A 19,087-nucleotide genomic window follows, 5' to 3' on the forward strand; every position below is an offset into this window, starting at 1 on the left:
CTCTACCGTCGCCATCGTCATTTCTGTGCGTTGAAGCTATTGTCGTAGAGATCCGCCAGCGGCGGCAGCTTCGCGTCAGCGGGAAGAATCCCTGACGTTTTCACGTATTCGACCGTGTTCTTCATGGCCTCCTCCGTCACCGAAGCATTGGCAGGCGCAAGCTTCACGGAGAGATCGAACGACCGCTTCAGCAAGCCTTCCGGCATCGTGCCGAAGACCTTCTTGATTGAGCCGAGTGCTTCGTCCGGGTTGGACTTCATCAGCGACAGCGCCTTGTTGATGGCACCCATGAAGTGCTTGCAGGTGTCAGCATTTGCCTTGCAATAGCCCGGCTTGGTGATGATGGCATTGTACGCATTCGGATTGAGTTCCGGCAGGTCTCCCCGAGCACCCGAAAACCAGACCGAAGCGCCCTCATCCACTGCCTGCAGCGTGAACGGCTGCGAAAAGACGAAGCCATCGATGCGGCCCTGCTGGAGGGCTGCCACCATGGCCGGTGGTGCGAGCGGGGTTACCTGCATGTCCTTGCCGGCGTCCAGGCCATACTTCTTGGCAATGTAGCGCAGATAGGAGTGCGGAAGGCCCCCGACGGCATCAACGCCGATCGTCAGGCCCTTGAGTGCGGCGCCGCGTTTATCTGCGGGGGCGTCGGCGGCTACACCGGTCTTTTTCACCGCCTCCTTGCTCAGAACCATCTCGGTGCTGAAGGCCGTCTGGGTTAGACCCACGATCTGCGTCGGCTGGTCTTTTGCGGCTGCCGCCAGGACGATCCCGCCCGCAATGGTCCCGAACTGGGCGCTGCCGCTGACGACCGCACTCAAGGTTCCCGGTCCGGCGACGACCACTGTCGAAACGTCCAGACCTTCGTCCTTGAAGTAACCCTTGTCGGCCGCGATGTAGATCGGGCTGAAAAGAATGGACTGCGCGGGAAGGGCAAGCGTGACCCTCTGGTCCGCGGCGTGGCTGCCAGTGACGGACGCTGCCGCCATGATGGCAGCGAGCCCGACGGCAGACGCGAATGCAAATCTCCTGTTCACTTGTCTCTCCTCCCAAGTGTTTGCGCCCAATGGCGGCTTCGGCCGGCGTCTGGTTTCCGGGCCTGCAACGAGCGTTTGTTTGGCTATCCTGCGGCCCTCCTGCCGCCGAATTTCCTGCTCGCTCGATATTGAGACCAAAAAATTGACTTCAAGTCAATAATTTTCGTGTCGTTCGTCAAAAGTAGATTCCGCGCCTGATTTCCGGGCCGGAAAAGCGCAAAGATGATCACCCGTCACCAGATGATTGGGGACAGGTGCTCAAGCTAAAGCTATGTTTTCTAGGGGTCTTACGGAGCGCGGTGGTTGGCGCCTTAGCCGGACCGGACGGCGGAGAACGGCTTTCCAGCCGTCGTGCGCATGGCAGTCTGCGCGATCGAGTCTGCGTCGATTCCGTAGTGTCGGTAGAGGTCGTTGACTGTTCCAGTCTGACCGAAATGCTCGATTCCAAGGCTGTGCGTGCGGTGGCCCGCCACTCCGCCAAGCCAGGAGAGCGTGGCCGGGTGTCCATCGATCACGGTCACGATCCTGCAATGCGCGGGGAGGGGGTCGAGCAGACGTTCGATGTGGCTTTGCGCGGGTCCATGTCTGCGCGCCCGTTGCGCAGCCTGCCATCCGGCCTGCAATCGATCGGCCGAAGTGATCGCCAAAACGCCGATGTCGCGTCTTCGATCGGCGAGCATGCCTGCCGCAGCGATTGCCTCAGTCGCAACCGTGCCCTGGTAGGCAATGATCAGTTCGGCGTTGGGGCCGGGTCCCTTGAGCCAGGTCGCTCCGGCGATCACTTCTTCTGCAAAGCGTGGATTGGACTTGCGGCCAGGCTGTTCGATCTGGCGCGTGGAAAGCCGCAGATACACGGACCCGCCGGTTTCGTCGCGCAGCCAGGTCTTCTCATCCGGGTCGCCTTCTCCGTTGCGCTGCATGTAGTCGAGCGCCCAGCCCATGATGACGGCAAGCTCGTCGGCAAAAGCAGGTTCAAAACTTGCCAGACCATCCTGGCTCATGCCGATGAGCGGCTGCGCAATCGATTGGTGTGCACCACCTTCTCCAGAGAGAGAAACGCCGGAGGGCGTGCCCACCACAATAAAGCGTGCGTCCTGGTAACAGGCGTAGTTGAGTGCATCGAGGCCGCGCGAGACGAAGGGATCGTAAAGCGTTCCGATCGGCAGCAGGCGCTCACCGAACAGGGAATGCGAAAGCCCCGCCGCACCCAGAAGCAGGAACAGGTTCATCTCGGCAATACCAAGCTCGATATGCTGGCCTCTCGGCTGGAATTCCCATCTCTGAGCACTGGGAATCCGTTCGGCCCGGAACGTGTCCGCCAGATCCTTGCGCGCGAACAGGCCACGCCGGTTGACCCAGGGGCCGAGATTGGTCGACACCGTGACGTCGGGGGATGTCGTCACGATGCGGGCCGCGAGCTCCGTATCGGTTCTGGCGATGTTGTCGAGGATTTTTCCGAAGGCGGCCTGGGTGGATATTTCCTCGCGAAGGGCGGCCGGACTGACCGAGACAGTGGCCGGCACTTCGATGCGATCGGCGGAATAGCGGCGCAGGCCGCGCGCAAAGAAGGGTGCGCCTTCCAACAGTTCACGGACGTCACGCTCGGAGCACTCTAGTCCTTCGAAACGCTCCCACTCCCGGCCAGGGCGTACATTCATCTGCTGCTGGAATGCCTCCATCTGCGCACTCGTCATCAGACCCGAATGATTGTCCTTGTGGCCGGCAAGCGGTGTGCCCCATCCCTTCACGGTGTAGGCGATGAAGGCCGTCGGCCGGTCATCGTCGATCCCGTTGAAGGTCTCGCAAAGGGTTTCAAGGCAGTGGCCGCCGAGATTGTTCATTAGCGTGGCGAGTTCATCGTCGGTCCGCCGCTCGATCAGAGCGCTGACGTCGCCCTGGTCGCCCATGTCGTCGAGGAGGCGCTTACGCCAGGCAGCCCCGCCCTGGAAGAGCAGCGCCGAATAGAGCTGGTTCGGGCAGGCATCTATCCAAGCTTTCAGCGCATCGCCGCCCGCCTCCTTGAACGCCGCGCGTTGCAGGGCACCGTATTTCAGGGTGACGACGTTCCAGCCGAACGCCTTGAACACCGGCTCGATGCGGCTGTAGAGCCCTTCGCGCACCACGCCGTCCAGGCTCTGGCGATTGTAGTCGATGATCCACCAGCAATTGCGCAGGTCATGTTTCCAGCCTTCCTGCAGCGCCTCATAGATATTGCCCTCGTCGAGCTCGGCGTCGCCGACCAGCGCGATCATGCGTCCGGGCTTTCCGTGGGCGCTCTTCCAGCCCTTTGCGGCAATGTAGTCCTGGATGATGGAGGCGAACGCGGTTATGCCGACACCCAATCCGACGGAGCCCGTCGAGAAATCGACGTCGTCGATGTCCTTCGTCCGGCTGGGATAGGATTGCGCACCACGGTAACCGCGGAAGTTTTTGAGTTTCTCCACGGTCTGATTGCCCATCAGATACTGAATGGCATGAAAGATAGGGGAAGCGTGCGGCTTGACCGCCACGCGGTCTTCGGGATTGAGACCGTCGAAATAGAGTGCGGTCATGATCGAGACCAGCGAGGCACTGGAGGCCTGATGGCCACCGACCTTCACGCCATCGATCTTCTCGCGCCGATTGGCCTGGTCGATCATCCAGCAGGCGAGCCAAAGGATCCTCCGCTCCAGATCGCGCAACACTTCAATTCTCGATTGGCCAGTCTTCTTTGCCATTGATCTTCCTCCCTGTTCAGCGGCGGGCAGCAGGATAGGAAAGTTTCGGAAGGTAGTTCTTGCGTATTCGTGCAGAAATACCTAATATTGCGCACGTTTCTGCCAAGGATGCCAGAAAAAGATATGACGTCTGCCAAAGCTATTCAACTCGACAAAATCGACCGAGTGATCCTGCGCGAACTGCTCGCCGACGCACGCATATCCAACCAGGACCTCAGCGAACGTGTCGGTCTCAGTCCCTCTCCATGCCTGCGCCGCCTGCGAAGACTGGAGGACGAGCGGGTCATCACCGGCTATACCGCCAACCTCGATGAAGAACGGATCGGCCTGCCGGTTGCCGTCTTCATGTCGGTCAAGCTCGACAGGCAGATCGATTCCCAGCTCAAGGTCTTTGAAGCCGAGGTGATGAAATATCCCGAAGTCGTCGACTGCTGGCTGATGACCGGGGAGAACGACTACCTGTTGCGTATCCTTTCCCCGGGCCTGCGCGAGTACGAACATTTCCTCACCAGCAAGCTCACGAAGATTCCAGGAATAGCGTCGATCCAGTCATCGGTGTCGCTGAGGCGCGTAAAAGCGGCAGGGACGAACGTGATCGATGTCACATAAACAATTCGCCCGCAGGGCCATCTTCCGGACAGGTGTAGTCTTGCCCGCCCGGCGCGGTCCTACGATCAGGACCACCGGGGTATCTGAAAGAGCTTCGTCGACCCGATGCTCGATGAGCCGCTCGTACATGCCTATTCCCCATCTCACCGATTGGAACTATCAGGCATAACAACTGGAAGTGAGCAACCCGCCGATTGGAAGACAAAATACTTGCGCTTGGGAAAATTCTTGAGGTTCTTTGATGGCAGACGTTTTCCCAGCGATGGCGGCCGCAAGCATATGACAATCGTAAGATCACGTAATGCAAGCTCCGCGAGCAAGGAGCCATAGTTCGCCACGTTCGCTCCGGTAGCAAGGCGCTCATCCTATCGCGCACCGTCAATAGACGTTCGATCGGCAATTCAGGGGTATTCGACGGTTGAGTTGGCCGTGACGCCTCTTCAGCTGAGCCGGACGCATAAGCGCTTGGCCTGCCCCACGTGGTGATCCGTTTGGAATATTAGTGCATGCTCGGCCTGCTGGCCACTGCCGGTTTTGACGCCGGTCCATTTGGCGAGGCCAGACGGATGCTTCGGGTGCCGGTGGCTTGTAGCCGACCGATGAAGGGGCCGGACAAGATGTCTGGCTTTAATATTACCTCAACGACTGTAGTTAACCTTCTATGAAAAAACTCATTTCTACACATAACCCGCTATGTCGTGAAGGTTAAGGAAGTCTTGCGTTATGTTCAGAGACGGGATTGATACCGACATAGTTTTGTTGGGGGTTACACAATGTCCGTTGAAGATCCGCGCCTGTCGAACATCTCGGAAGAAAATCTGACTGAGAATTTCTCGTCGGAGATCCAGGAGGAGATCGCAGCCTCTTCTACTCCTTCTCCGATCGAGCATGAGATCCAGGTGGCGCAGGCCGGTGATAGCCGCACCCCGACAACGAACCGCATACCGACCGATCCGAATGCGCCGGCGGCTGCTCCCGCGGCCCCGGCTGCGGAAGTGGCCCCGGACGCCAACAACATCGTTCACCTGGCGACGAGCGTGTCGATCGACGATATCCGGGTCGATGGCGCCAACCTCATCCTGGTGCAGGCGGACGGAACCGAGATCGTCATCGTCAACGGCGCGGCCAAGATCCCGACGATGCTGATCGGCGAGGTGGAGGTCCCCCAGCAGGTGCTCTTCGCGGCGCTGGAAGACAGCGGCATCAACGTCGCAGCCGGCCCGGACGGATCCTTCAGCGCCAGCGGACGCCCGGACAGCTCCGGCGCTGACTTCGAAGATTCGATCCAGCAGAGCCAGAACGACCCCATTCAGCTCGCCTCGCTGCTCGGCGACACGGAATTTGGCGATGGCGCAGGGCTTGACGACCGGACGGCGGCGGACGATCAGCCGGACGCCTTCGACATGGGGTCGCCGTTCATCTTCTCCGAATCGGTTCTGGCCGATGACGTCGTCGGCAACGAGACGATCACGGGCACGCTCGCTTTCGACGGTGGTGACGATTTCGGCATTGTCTCCTCGGTGAATTACCAGAGCACTTCCGACATGGCGGAAGGGACCGGCAGCGGTGTTGCTGCGCCGCTCACGTCCGGCGGTCAGCCGGTCACGGTGTCGACCTCGGCTGACGGCCTGACGGTCACCGGCACGATCACCGTTGGCGAGACCACGGTCACCGTTTTTACGCTGACGGTCACCAACCCGATCACCGGCGCCTTCACCTACACGCAGTCGCAGCCTCTCGACCATCCGGATCTCGGCGAGATCGGTGCCGATGACGCCCTGCGACTGAACTTTACGTTCACCGTCACAGACAAGGATGGCGATTCCGACACGGGTTCGTTCTCGATCGAGATTGGTGATGACGGCCCGTCGATCGGCGGCGCCGTGACGCTGGTCTCGGTGGACGAGGATGATCTTTCAAACGGCAATGATGAGGGAGAAGCGCGTGAGAGCCTCGTCACCTCGGCGACCCTCGGTATCTCCTGGGGTGCCGACGCCAATGTGAAGGGCGAGTCGGAAGGCGATACCTTCGGCCGTTCTATCGCGTTCAATGGCGACGGCCTGCCGCAGGGTCTGACTTCGGGCGGCGTTGGGGTCGTCTACGGTGCGCCCACGGTCTCGGCCAATGGTATCGTCACCATCACCGCATTCAAGGGTAGCATCGAAGGTCCGGCGGTCTTCACTGTCACCCTCGATCCGACCTCGGAGCATGGCACGGCGACGTTCGAGTTGAAGGGCGCCCTTGACCATGCTTCCGAAAGCAACGCTCTCCCGCTGACTTTCAACTACACGGCAACGGATGCCGACGGCGATTCGCAGATCGGCAGCTTCTCTGTCACGGTCGATGACGACATTCCGACCGTTGGCGAGAATTCGCTGGTTCAGCTCGACGACGATGCACTGACCGGCGGCAATCCGGCTGGCAACGGCGATGACGCCGACTCCGTCAATGCGACGGGTTTCCTTGCGCATGCCTATGGGGCCGATGGCGCCGGTTCGGTTCTGTGGATCGGGAGCGGCCTGACGCTGCCTGCAGGCTTCACCGCCACTCCGTCCGAAGACGGCAAGGTGATGACCATCTTCCAGGGCGAACGCGCTGTCGTCTCGATCACCATCACCGACACGGTAACGGGCGCCTACCAGGTCACCCAGCTTGCTCCGATCAACCATCCGCAAGGCACGATCCCGGGCACGGAAGACAACGTCCAGTTCACGATCTCCTACCAGGTCACCGACAAGGACGGCGATGCTGCCGCAACGCCCGGTACGCTGACCATCAATGTCGACGACGACATTCCGACGATCGGCGCGAACGCGCTTGTGCAGCTCGACGACGATACACTGACCGGCGGCAATCCGGCTGGCAACGGCGATGACGCCGACTCCGTCAATGCGACGGGTTTCCTTGCGCATGCCTATGGTGCCGATGGCGCCGGTTCGGTTCTGTGGATCGGGAGCGGCCTGACGCTGCCTGCAGGCTTCACCGCGACTCCGTCCGAAGACGGCAAGGTGATGACCATCTTCCAGGGCGAACGCGCGGTGGTCTCGATCACCATCACCGACACGGTAACGGGCGCCTACCAGGTCACCCAGCTTGCGCCGATCGACCATCCGCAGGGCACGATCCCCGGCACGGAAGACAACGTTCAGTTCACGATCTCCTATCAGGCCACCGACAAGGACGGCGACGCGGCCGCAACGCCCGGCACGCTGACCATCAATGTCGACGACGACACGCCGACTGTCGTTTCCAATGACACGCTAAAGCTCGATGACGATACCTTGGGCGGCAATGCCAATGGTGTAGGTGATGACACTACAACTGCCACCTCCGGTATCCTTGGCCACAGTTTCGGGGCTGATGTCGCAGGCTCGATCTCGTGGTCGGGCAGCGGGCTCACGCTGCCCTACGGCTTCTGGTTCGCCCGATCGGAAGATGGTTCGCAGCTGACGATCACTCAAAACCAGAATGGCACGTATGTACCGGTGTTCAAGCTGGTCATCGACAGCGCTTCGACCGGTGCATACCATGTCGAGCAGCTGGCGCCCGTCAACCATGACGGTTCCAATCCTGGCTTTGAAGACAATGTCTCCGTCACGGTGTCCTATGACGTAAAGGATGGCGACAATGACGTCGCCACCGGCACGCTCACGATTGATATCGACGACGATACCGCCCAGATCGGGACGCCGTTTGCGGGCGGTATTGTTGAAGAAGAGCAGGGTGCCGTGATCGGCGCCGGCAACGAGGACACGGGCGGCACGGGCGATGCGGACGGCTTCGGGGGCTTCCTCGGCCTGCAGTTCCAGGATCGCACGACGCAGAACACCGGGGGCACGCTTGCGATCTCGTGGGGTTCGGACAATGCGGACAACGAGGCGATCACATCAGGCGCTGGCAACCGTTCGGTCTCCTTCGGCCCGGCGGCCATCGCCAATCTCGAAGCCCAGAATCTGTCTTCGCGCGGCCTGGACCTGGTCTATACGCTGTCTGCCGACGGCACGGTTCTGACGGCGCATGCCGGCACCGAAACCGGCCAGACGGTGTTCACGGTGACGCTGTCGGACAATGGCAGCGGCTCGTACTCGTTCACGCTGGTCGACACGCTGGATCATCCGGCTTCCGGCGAAGACCAGATCGCGCTGAACTTCCAGTTTACGGCAACCGACTCGGACGGCGACACGACTGCGCCGGCGATCTTCACGGTGAAGGTGATCGACGACGTGCCGACGGCCGGCACCGTGTTTGCCCGCTATGTCGAAGAAGAAGCGCTTTCGGGCGGCAATGAAGATGTCAGCCCGATCGGCGTCGAACTCTCCGGCGCCGTGCTCAACGGCGGCCTGATCACCGACAAGATCGGCGCCTCGCTGAATATCTCCTGGGGCGGCGACGACTCCAACACGACTGCCAATGGCGGCTTTACCGGCACACAGGTGATGGGCGACCGCTCGATCGTGTTTGCAGCGAGCGCAAGCGTCGCGGCAACAGTGGTCAGCGCGGCTGACGCTGCAGCCTTCATGACGGTCAAGAGCGGCAACACAACGATCGGCCTCGACAGCCTGACCTCGGGCGGCCAGGCACTGGTCTATACGCTGTCGCAGAACGGCACGGTTCTTGTGGCGCATGCGGGCTCCGCCAGCGGTGTTGCGGTGTTCACGGTCACTCTCTCCGATACGGGTTCGGGCCGCTACGACTTCGACCTCGACGGAGTGCTCGACCATCCGGTCAAGGCCAGCGGCGCCGGCAACGAAGACGTGCTGACCTTCACCTTCACGGCAACCGCCCGTGACGGCGACGGCGATATCGTCAAGAACAACTTCCAGGTCAATGTCATCGACGACAGCCCGGTTGCCAACCCGGGCACGGCCTCGACGGTCGAGGACGAAAGCGTCAACTCCGGCAACAATGAGGCTGGAGACGGTTACTCGGCCAAGGCCGAACATGTCTCGCTGAACATCCAGTGGGGCGCCGACAATGCCAATGACGGCAACGGCCAGCCGGGCGACCGCTCAGTTGCGTTCCGCAATGCGAACGTGACCGTCGCCGGTGAGGCTGGCAATTCGCTGACCTCGCTCGGCGTCGAAGTTCACACGGCGATCCTGGCGAACGGCACGGTTGTCGGTTATACCGGCAACACGGCTCCGACAACGACGGGTGCCGGCAATGTGGTGTTCTTCGCCACTGTCTCCGACGTCAACAACGGCGAATACAACTTCACGCTGGTCAAGCCGCTCGACCACGACACCTCGCCGGCCAACAGCGAGAACAGCCTGTCGCTGACTTTCAACTACACGGCAACCGACTCGGACGGCGATAGCTCGTCCAGCACGTTCACCGTCAATATCGTGGATGACGTTGCCCAGATCGGGACGCCGTTTGCGGGCGGGATTGTGGAGGAAGAGCAGGGTGCCGTGATCGGCGCCGGCAACGAGGACATGAGCGGTGCCGGCGACGCCGACGCTCTGTTCGGCCTGCTGGATCGCACGACGCAGAACACCGGCGGGACGCTTGCGATCTCGTGGGGTTCGGACAATGCGGACAACGAGGCGATCACATCAGGCGCCGGCAACCGTTCGGTCTCCTTCGGCCCGGCGGCCATCGCCAATCTCGAAGCCCAGAATCTGTCTTCGCGCGGCCTGGACCTGGTCTATACGCTGTCTGCCGACGGCACGGTTCTGACGGCGCATGCCGGCACCGAAACCGGCCAGACGGTGTTCACGGTGACGCTGTCGGACAATGGCAGCGGCTCGTACTCGTTCACGCTGGTCGACACGCTGGATCATCCGGCTTCCGGCGAAGACCAGATCGCGCTGAACTTCCAGTTTACGGCAACCGACTCGGACGGCGACACGACTGCGCCGGCGATCTTCACGGTGAAGGTGATCGACGACGTGCCGACGGCCGGCACCGTGTTTGCCCGCTATGTCGAAGAAGAAGCGCTTTCGGGCGGCAATGAAGATGTCAGCCCGATCGGCGTCGAACTCTCCGGCGCCGTGCTCAACGGCGGCCTGATCACCGACAAGATCGGCGCCTCGCTGAATATCTCCTGGGGCGGCGACGACTCCAACACGACTGCCAATGGCGGCTTTACCGGCACACAGGTGATGGGCGACCGCTCGATCGTGTTTGCAGCGAGCGCAAGCGTCGCGGCAACAGTGGTCAGCGCGGCTGACGCTGCAGCCTTCATGACGGTCAAGAGCGGCAACACAACGATCGGCCTCGACAGCCTGACCTCGGGCGGCCAGGCACTGGTCTATACGCTGTCGCAGAACGGCACGGTTCTTGTGGCGCATGCGGGCTCCGCCAGCGGTGTTGCGGTGTTCACGGTCACTCTCTCCGATACGGGTTCGGGCCGCTACGACTTCGACCTCGACGGAGTGCTCGACCATCCGGTCAAGGCCAGCGGCGCCGGCAACGAAGACGTGCTGACCTTCACCTTCACGGCAACCGCCCGTGACGGCGACGGCGATATCGTCAAGAACAACTTCCAGGTCAATGTCATCGACGACAGCCCGGTCATCGCCGGTCCTGCCGGTTCGGGCAATGTATCCGAAGTTGGCCTGCCGTCGGTTTCCTTCGACTTCGACAGTCTGAATGTGAAGATTGGGGCCGACAAGAACAACCATGTCGCTATTGGCACGGACGTTCATGGCGATCCGATGATCAATGCCGGCCTCACCTCGGATGGCGTGGCATTGAAGTATGCCATCCTGACGACAAACGGCGTCGATCAGCAGCTCGTTGCCTTCAAGGATGGCGATACGGTCGATAGTCCGGTCTTTATCGTGTCCGTGGTTCATCCCGGCAGCTTTGTCGTCACTCTCCATCAGAATCTCGATCATCCCGCCGGCAGCGATAATCTCACGCTTGATCTCGTCGCCCGCGTTTATGACGGCGATGGTGATTTCGTTGATCAGCCGTTCCACATTGATGTGGCAGATGGCGTGGCGACCGTGGGTGCCGCGCCGGAGATGCAGACGGTGTTCGAAGACGGCACCCGGACGCTCAGCGCCGTGCCGCTCTCCATTTCGTGGGGTAATGACGACGCCAATCCGGACATTGGAAACAATGATCGGTCGGTCACGTTCGCAAAGCCGGTTGCCGCCAACAACGTAACCGTTTCCGGTCCTGCGGGCGCCCTTGCCAACCTGACCTCGAATGGAAATCAGGTACAGTTCGCATTCGTTGGCGCGTATCTCGTGGCCTATATCGGCTCGACCGTTCCGGCGAGCGCGACCGACGCCAATCTTGTCGTCTTCAACGTGTTGCTGTCGGACCTTGCTTCGGGAAGCTACACGTTCAACCTGCTGCAGCCGCTGGATCATCCGGCGCCTGCGGGCACTGCCGACTACATCGACCTGGCCTTTACCTATCATGCAACGGATTCGGATCACGACACGACGGCCGAGCAGACCTTCGTGGTCCGCGTCGATGCCGCAGGTTCGATCGACTCGATCAACTACTCGAACCTGACTTCCGGCGTCTTCGTCAATCTCGACGACGACACGCATATCGTCCTCGGGCAGACGGTTGCCGGTGACAGGGCGACCGATGGTGCTCTCGTCACCGACAAGATTGTCGGCATCGACAATGTGACCGGCATCAACGATGCGTTGGGCGGCTCTGCCGACGACGTTCTCATCGGTGGCGACGAAGCCAACAAGCTTACAGGCAATGGCGGCAATGACTATCTCGATGGTGGTCTCGGCGCCGACATTCTCGACGGCGGTGCCGGCAACGACACCTTCGTCCTCGGCGCAGATGTGACCGGTTCCGGTACCCGCAACATTCAACTGGGCGATGGCAGCCTCCTGGCGGTCGATATCGATGGTCTTGCCGGCACCGCCGACAAGGTGGTCGGCGGTACAGGAAGCGACACGATCATCCTCGAGCGGGACGGCAAACCGGGCTTCGTGGCCGACTACAGCACGGCTCCCGGCTACCTTTCCGGTGTCGAGAAGATCGTCGGTACCGATGGCAACGACGTCATTCTTCTGGCAGCAGGCTCCACGGCAGACGGCGGACCGATCACCATCGAAGGCGGTGACGGCAATGACATCCTCGGAGGCTCGAATTCCGCCGACATAATCAACGGCGGAGACGACAACGACCTGATCTCGGGTCTCGGTGGCGATGACACCCTATCCGGTGGCAATGGCGACGACGTGATCTGGGGTGGCCTCGGCGCCGATACGATCCATGGTGGCGCTGGCAGCGATATCATCAATCTAGGGGCAGATCAGATCGCCAGCGGCCTGGCCACGACCTTGGACAGCGTCGACGGCGGTGCCGACTACGACAAGATCGTCCTGACAACTGGCACGCAGGGCTTCCTGCTTGATGGCAACGTCACCACCATCGCCCATATCGAAGAAATCGCCGGCACCGACGGCAACGACACCATCACTCTGCGCGACGACTACCTCAGCGACCAGGCCAATGGCGGCGTCACCATCAACGGCGGTAAGGGCGACGACACCATTACGGGTGGCAAGGGCAATGACGTCATCACCGGTGGCGAAGGCATTGACACCCTCAAGGGCGGAGCCGGTGCCGATACGCTGATTGGCGGAGCTGGCAACGATGTCCTGTGGGGTGGAAAGCACTCCGACAGTCTGTTCGGGAACGGTACGACGAATATCGGTGCAGATCTCAATGCAACTGCTGGTGAAACAGACACCGCAGCCTATGGCGGCGCAGCGAGTGATTATCGCGTCTTCTTCACGCCGAATTTCACTGGCGGCGGCGATGGCATCTGGCAGGTAGAAGCCCTGAACGGCGCGCCGGAATATACTCAGAATGCAACGACGGATAACCTTTACGGCATCGAACTGATCCAGTTCGCCAATGGCGTCGTGCTCGATCTGACCGATCCGGTCCGTGTCTTCAACGGCACCAACCTCGTTGGTACCTACGACACCATCCAGCTCGCCAATGATGCTGCGACAACGCTTGCGGGTTACCGCATCGAGCTGGTCGGTACTGTTACCGACGAGGATGCGACGATCACCAAGGAAAACCTGACGGTTGTCGGCGGCGACGACGATACCGGCATCAACCTGACGCTCGATGGCGTTCAGAATATCGTGCTGGGTGGCACCGCGCCGATCAACGTGGTCGGCAACGACCTCAGCAACGGGGTACAGGGCAATGACGGCGCCAACGTTATCACGTCCGGAAAGTCCGGCGATACCCTGAACGGTGGCGACGGGGACGATACGTTCATTGTCAGCGCCGATCTCGACGACGCAACCGGTCAGGGCAGCCGGACGGTAACGCTGGGTGACGGCTCGACCGTTACCGTTTCGCTGGATCATCTTTCCGGTGAAGGCGATAGCCTCAACGGTGGAGCGGGTGTGGATACGGTTGAGTTCGTTTCCGCAGCCGGCGCTACGGGCTTCGTATTCGACCGCGCCAACTATCCGGGCACGCTGTCGGGCGTCGAGCGGTTCATCGGTACCGACGGTAGCGACATCATTCTGCTGCCGCAGTCCTACACGTCCGGCACTGATCCCCTTTATATGGAAGGTGGTGCCGGCGACGATGTCCTGCAGGGTTCGAACGTTCAGGCCGATCATATTCTCGGTGGCTCCGATAACGATCTCATCTCTGGTCTCGGCGGTAACGACACACTCGACGGAGGCAGCGGCGACGACGAAATCTGGGGCGGCGAAGGCGACGACAAGATTTATGGCAATGCCGACAACGACACGCTGATCGGCGGCAAGGGCGACGATCTGCTCGATGGCGGCAGCAACAGTGCTGTTGCCTTCAACCATCCGTCCAACCCGGCATCGGGTGACGCTGCGGCGATCATCGCTTCGGCCCTCGGCGGCGACACCGCGGACTACTCGTCGGTGACGACGGGTGTACTTGCCAATCTTGGCGACGCCACTACCTGGCCGGCCGCCATTCCGGCCCATAGCGCGATCGACAGTAACGCTGCCGATGATGCGGTCGGAACGGACACACTTGTCGGTATCGAAAACCTGACCGGCGGTTCGGCGAACGACGTGCTTGTCGGCGACGGAAACGACAACATCCTGCGCGGTGGCGCAGGTTCCGACACGCTTCTTGGCGGTGCAGGCAACGACCTGCTGATCGCTGGCGACGACAATGTCGCAGACGGGCTGTTCGCAGGTTCCGGCGATGACGTGCTTATCCTCGGCAATGGCGGCGGTACCGCCAAGGGCGGCGGCGGCAACGACCTGATCTATGGCGGCTCCGACGGCGACTGGCTCTATGGCGAAGACGACGGCAACCCGGATTCAGATCCCGGTGACGACATCATCTTCGCTGCCGGCGGCAACGACCATATCGAAGGCAATGGCGGCAACGACAAGCTTTATGGCGAAGATGGCAACGACACACTGGTGGGCGGCCATGGCGACGACCAGATGTCTGGCGGTGCCGGCGACGACACGTTCGTCTACACTCGCGGCGACGGTTCCGACACAATCGACGGCGGCGGAGATATCGATACGCTAACCATCAGCAAGGGGACAGCTGTCGCAGGGGTCTATGAGACCCGCATCGGCGGAACGGCCTCGGGTATCGAGATCCAGCTCACCGACAATATCGCTGGCATGTCGCCAGGCGACGCTCTGCTCGGCGCAGCCGGCGTCGAGAAGTTTGATGTGCAGATCGGCGATTACGAGACCGCAATCGTCGGGACCAGCGGCCATGGAAATCTGGTTGGCGTCACCGACGTGAAGATAACCGGCTCCGATCAGGGCAATACGCTCTCCAGTGCCTATCTCACTTCCGACACCAAGCTGACCGCGAACCTTGCCGGAGGCGACGATCTGTTCATCGCCGGCAACCAGACACCTGCGGCTGTCGTTGATGGCGGCGATGGTATCGACACGGTGATCTACAACCAGCTCTCGGCTCCACGCGTCGAGATCGACCTGCAGCTCGGCATCGTTGACCGCTTTAACAACGCGACCGACGTGCTGATCGCCCAGGACCTGATCACCAATTTTGAAAATGCCGAAGGCACGATCAACAACGACACGCTGCGCGGTACCGATGACGCCAACACCCTCGTCGGAAATGCCGGCGATGACGTCATCGAAGGCCGTGGCGGTAACGACGTATTGTCCGGCGGCGCCGGCAACGATACCTTTATCTATAAGGTCGGCGACGGCAACGATATCGTCGATGGTGGCGAAGAAACCGGGACAAGCAATCTGGACTACGACATCCTCAAGATTGCCGGCGATGCGGTTCAGCGCAGCTTCACCATCGCCAAGGCAACCGGTGGCACCGATATCGTTGCGGGCATCAATGCCACCGACATACTGGTCAGCTATACCGGCGCCAATGGTGCGACTGTCCGCGCCGATGAAATCGAGCGTATCGAAGTGACGCTCGGAAGTGCCGGCGACAGCATCGCTGTCGGCGACCTGAGCGGCACGGCAATCGCGCCGACGACGGTTGTGATCAACGGCGGCGTCGGCAGCGACACCATCGACCTGACCGGCCTGGTCGGCACCAAGGTCGAGATCAACGATGTGGACGACACCACGGGCGGCGACATCGATACGGTGAAGCTTGCCGGCAAGTGGTCCGACTACGACATCGTCAGGGCAACTGACGGTACCTTCACCTTCAGCCTTGGCGGCCACGTCGTGGCGACGGCGAAGAATATCGAACAGTTCACCTTCCAGGGCGAGAATGGTGGCGCCGGCGGCACGATGCAGGCGATCGACCTCATCAACGACGCACCGCATGCGGCTGCCGACAACAATACCGGTGACCCGGTGGTCGAGGCCGGCGGCGTTGCCAATGGCACGGCGGGTGACGCTTCGGCAATCGGCAACGTTCTGACCAACGACACCGACGCCGATGCCTTCGACAGCAAGCATGTGACCGCGATCCAGTTCGGTGCAGGCCCGGCGACAGCCGTTCCGGCCGGCAACGGTGACGTCACGATCGCAGGCGCTTATGGCATACTCACCATCCATTCCGATGGCAGCTATGCCTATGCGCTGGATAACAATGACAGCGACACCCAGGCGCTTGGCCAAGGTGCGGCTGCGAGCGATGTCTTCACCTACACAATGGCGGATGCCCATGGTCTGACATCGAGTGCCAGCCTGACGATCAACATCACCGGCACCAACGACACGCCAACCTTGACGGCATCTCTTGGCGGCAAGACCTACATTGATACGGCCGCCGACGACAGCTTCAATGCTGTGATCGGGACGTTGACGGGCTCGGATCGAGATGCAACTGAGACGCTGATTTACGGCATCGAGGGAGGCACGGCTTCGAATGCGATGAGCGGGTATAATATCGCGAAGACCGGCAGCTACGGTGTTCTCTATGTGAACAGCTCGAACGGTGCCTACACCTTCGTGCCTAACGACGGAGCGATCGAAGGCCTGAAGTCGAACGGGAGCGAAACCTTCACGCTAAACGTGACGGACGGCTCGAACGCGACTGCGACTCAGAGCTTTGTTGTCAATCTGACCGGTACCAATGACACGCCAACTTTGACGGCATCTCTTGGCGGCAAGACCTACATTGATACGGCTGCCGACGACAGCTTCAATGCTGTGACCGGCACGTTGACGGGCTCTGATCGAGATGCAGCTGATACGCTGACTTTCGGCATCCAGGGAGGCTCGGCTTCGAATGCGATGAGCGGGTATAATATCGCGAAGACCGGCAGCTACGGTGTTCTCTATGTGAACAGCTCGAACGGTGCCTACACCTTCGTGCCTAATGACGGAGCGATCGAAGGCCTGAAGTCGAACGGGAGCGAAACCTTCACGTTAAACGTGACGGACGGCTCGAACGCCACCGCCACCCAGAGCTTTGTCGTAAACCTGACCGGTGCCAACGACACAGCGGTAATCACGGGGATATCGTCTGGAACGGTTACAGAGGCGACCCCAACGAACGCCGGTGTAGCAATTGTCACCGGAAATCTTATGTCGACGGACGCCGACGATCAGAACGACCTGTGGCAAGCAGTATCCAGCGCAACCTCCACGCCAAGCGGTTACGGTTCGTATACTATCAACGCACAGGGCGTTTGGACGTATTCACTCAATAATGCGAACTCTGTTGTCAACGCATTGAATTCTGGATCGCAGCTTTCCGACAGCTTCGTCGTAAAAACCGCGGACGGGACAGCGAAGACTGTTAATATTACCATCCAAGGCGCTACCGACACGGCAGCAGAACCAAATTCCTACAACCTCGGGAAAGGCGACAATAGGGACGTTGAGCACGCTGTGGATCTCACGAACGCAGCATATTCCTATCTCAAATCGACTGACGCCGATGTCACTAACGCAGTTACAAGTCCTACTATAACTGTGAATGCTACGACTTCGGCTAAGGAGTTCGACTTCTACAAGCTTGTCATCACCGAGAACGGTACGACAGTTAGGTTTGATGTCGATGGAGCTTCATTCGACACGTGGTTGGTTCTTCAAAAAGATGGACAAACGATCGGACAAAACGATGACGTCACCGATGTGCTCTCAAGCAGAGACAAGGGAAGTTCGTCCAACCTAGATTCTTATCTCACCGCAACCCTGAACGCGGGAACGTATTATCTAAAAGTAGGCGAATGGAATTCTAGTTGGGTTGAGGAATATCAGGACAAGTTCAATAACTCCAACGACACCTATACGTTGCACGTCTCGATTGTCTCGCCATCTGGTGATCCAATCGTGCTTGATCTTGGCAATGCGGGTATCTCTTTCACCTCGCTGGAAAACGGAGTTGCTTTCGACGTCAACGGGGATGGAGTAGCTGATAAGACTGCGTGGATGGGCGGTGAGGATGGTGTCCTGAGTATGGACATCAATGGCAACGGGCGCATCGAAAATGGGAAGGAAATCTTCTCGACCGTGTTTGGAGGCGGAAGCTACAATAGCAGTTTGGCGGCACTCGGCACGATCGATAGCAACGGCGATGGTGTGATTGACAGCAAAGATTTTGACTTCGGCAAACTGTTAGTGTGGCAGGATGCAAATCACGATGGTATCAGCGACGTGGGCGAGCTCAAATCTTTGACAGAGATTGGAATCTCCAGCATTTCGCTGACCACGGTCGGAACTTCAGAAGAGATCGACGGACAAGCGGTCTCTGCCCATGGTCAGTTCACTTTCGAGGACGGTACTGCTGGAGCCTTTGTTGAAGTTGACTTTGATAAGTCGATTGGCGCGGTTATTTATGGCGACTATAGCCATGCCAATTCATTGGTCGGTACGGACGGTGACGATATCCTCGCCGCCCTGCCGGGTCTGACGCAGATGACCGGCGGTGCCGGCGCGGATACGTTCGTGCTCGATCCTTCGGCCCTGCACGAACTCGACATGGCCGACGTCATCACCGACTACAAGTCGAGCGAAGGCGATGCGGTCGATGTTTCGAAGCTCCTCGATACCCTGCTTGGCCATCAGGCAACCGGTGAAGAGGCTGCCGCGAATGTCCGCACCACGATCAGCGGCAACGACACGACCGTCAGCGTTCAGGTGGCGACCGACAGCTGGAAGGACGTCGCCGTGCTCCAGAATCACACCGAAGCGGTCAAGATCCTCTTCGACGACGACAAGCACTCGGCAAACCTCTCTCACGTCTAAGTGACATTTGCTCAAAATCGAAACAACGGAGAAGGCGCGCAAGCGCCTTTTCTTGTTTCAGCAATTGCTGATCAATAAAATAAGCGTAAAATTTTTAGATGGTGCTGTTCAAAAA

At 60.1% G+C, this 19,087-nt stretch carries 4 protein-coding genes and 1 pseudogene; 2 read left to right on the forward strand and 3 right to left on the reverse strand.

What is annotated here, in order from left to right; all coding sequences use genetic code 11:
* Window positions 1–17: 17 nt before the first annotated feature.
* Both ACSQ8R_RS22255 and ACSQ8R_RS22260 read right to left on the reverse strand, forming a co-directional pair.
* The gene (locus ACSQ8R_RS22255; protein ID WP_436255586.1) at window positions 18–1,037 is read right to left on the reverse strand and encodes an ABC transporter substrate-binding protein; all 1,020 of its coding nucleotides are present in this window, start codon (window positions 1,035–1,037) and stop codon (window positions 18–20) included.
* A 311-nt stretch (window positions 1,038–1,348) separates the two neighbouring features.
* Complete coding sequence (locus ACSQ8R_RS22260; RefSeq protein ID WP_436255587.1) at window positions 1,349–3,754, reverse strand: transketolase; 2,406 nt, start codon at window positions 3,752–3,754, stop codon at window positions 1,349–1,351.
* Between the two features lie 87 nt (window positions 3,755–3,841).
* On the opposite strand from ACSQ8R_RS22260, the gene ACSQ8R_RS22265 reads away from it, so the two are divergent.
* On the forward strand, window positions 3,842–4,363 hold the full coding sequence (locus ACSQ8R_RS22265; RefSeq protein ID WP_436255588.1) for an Lrp/AsnC family transcriptional regulator: 522 nt from the start codon (window positions 3,842–3,844) through the stop codon (window positions 4,361–4,363).
* Window positions 4,364–4,381: 18 nt separating this feature from the next.
* Here ACSQ8R_RS22265 and ACSQ8R_RS22270 read toward each other — a convergent pair.
* Window positions 4,382–4,492: pseudogene (locus tag ACSQ8R_RS22270) on the reverse strand (AAA family ATPase); the annotation flags it as partial.
* 644 nt (window positions 4,493–5,136) lie between these two features.
* Between ACSQ8R_RS22270 and ACSQ8R_RS22275 the strand changes: the two are divergent.
* Window positions 5,137–18,972 (forward strand): T1SS-143 repeat domain-containing protein, encoded by a 13,836-nt coding sequence (locus ACSQ8R_RS22275; protein ID WP_436255589.1) that lies wholly within the window; start codon window positions 5,137–5,139, stop codon window positions 18,970–18,972.
* The last annotated feature ends 115 nt before the right edge of the window (window positions 18,973–19,087 follow it).

This window comes from Neorhizobium sp. LjRoot104, assembly GCF_964253725.1.
GTDB lineage: Bacteria > Pseudomonadota > Alphaproteobacteria > Rhizobiales > Rhizobiaceae > Neorhizobium.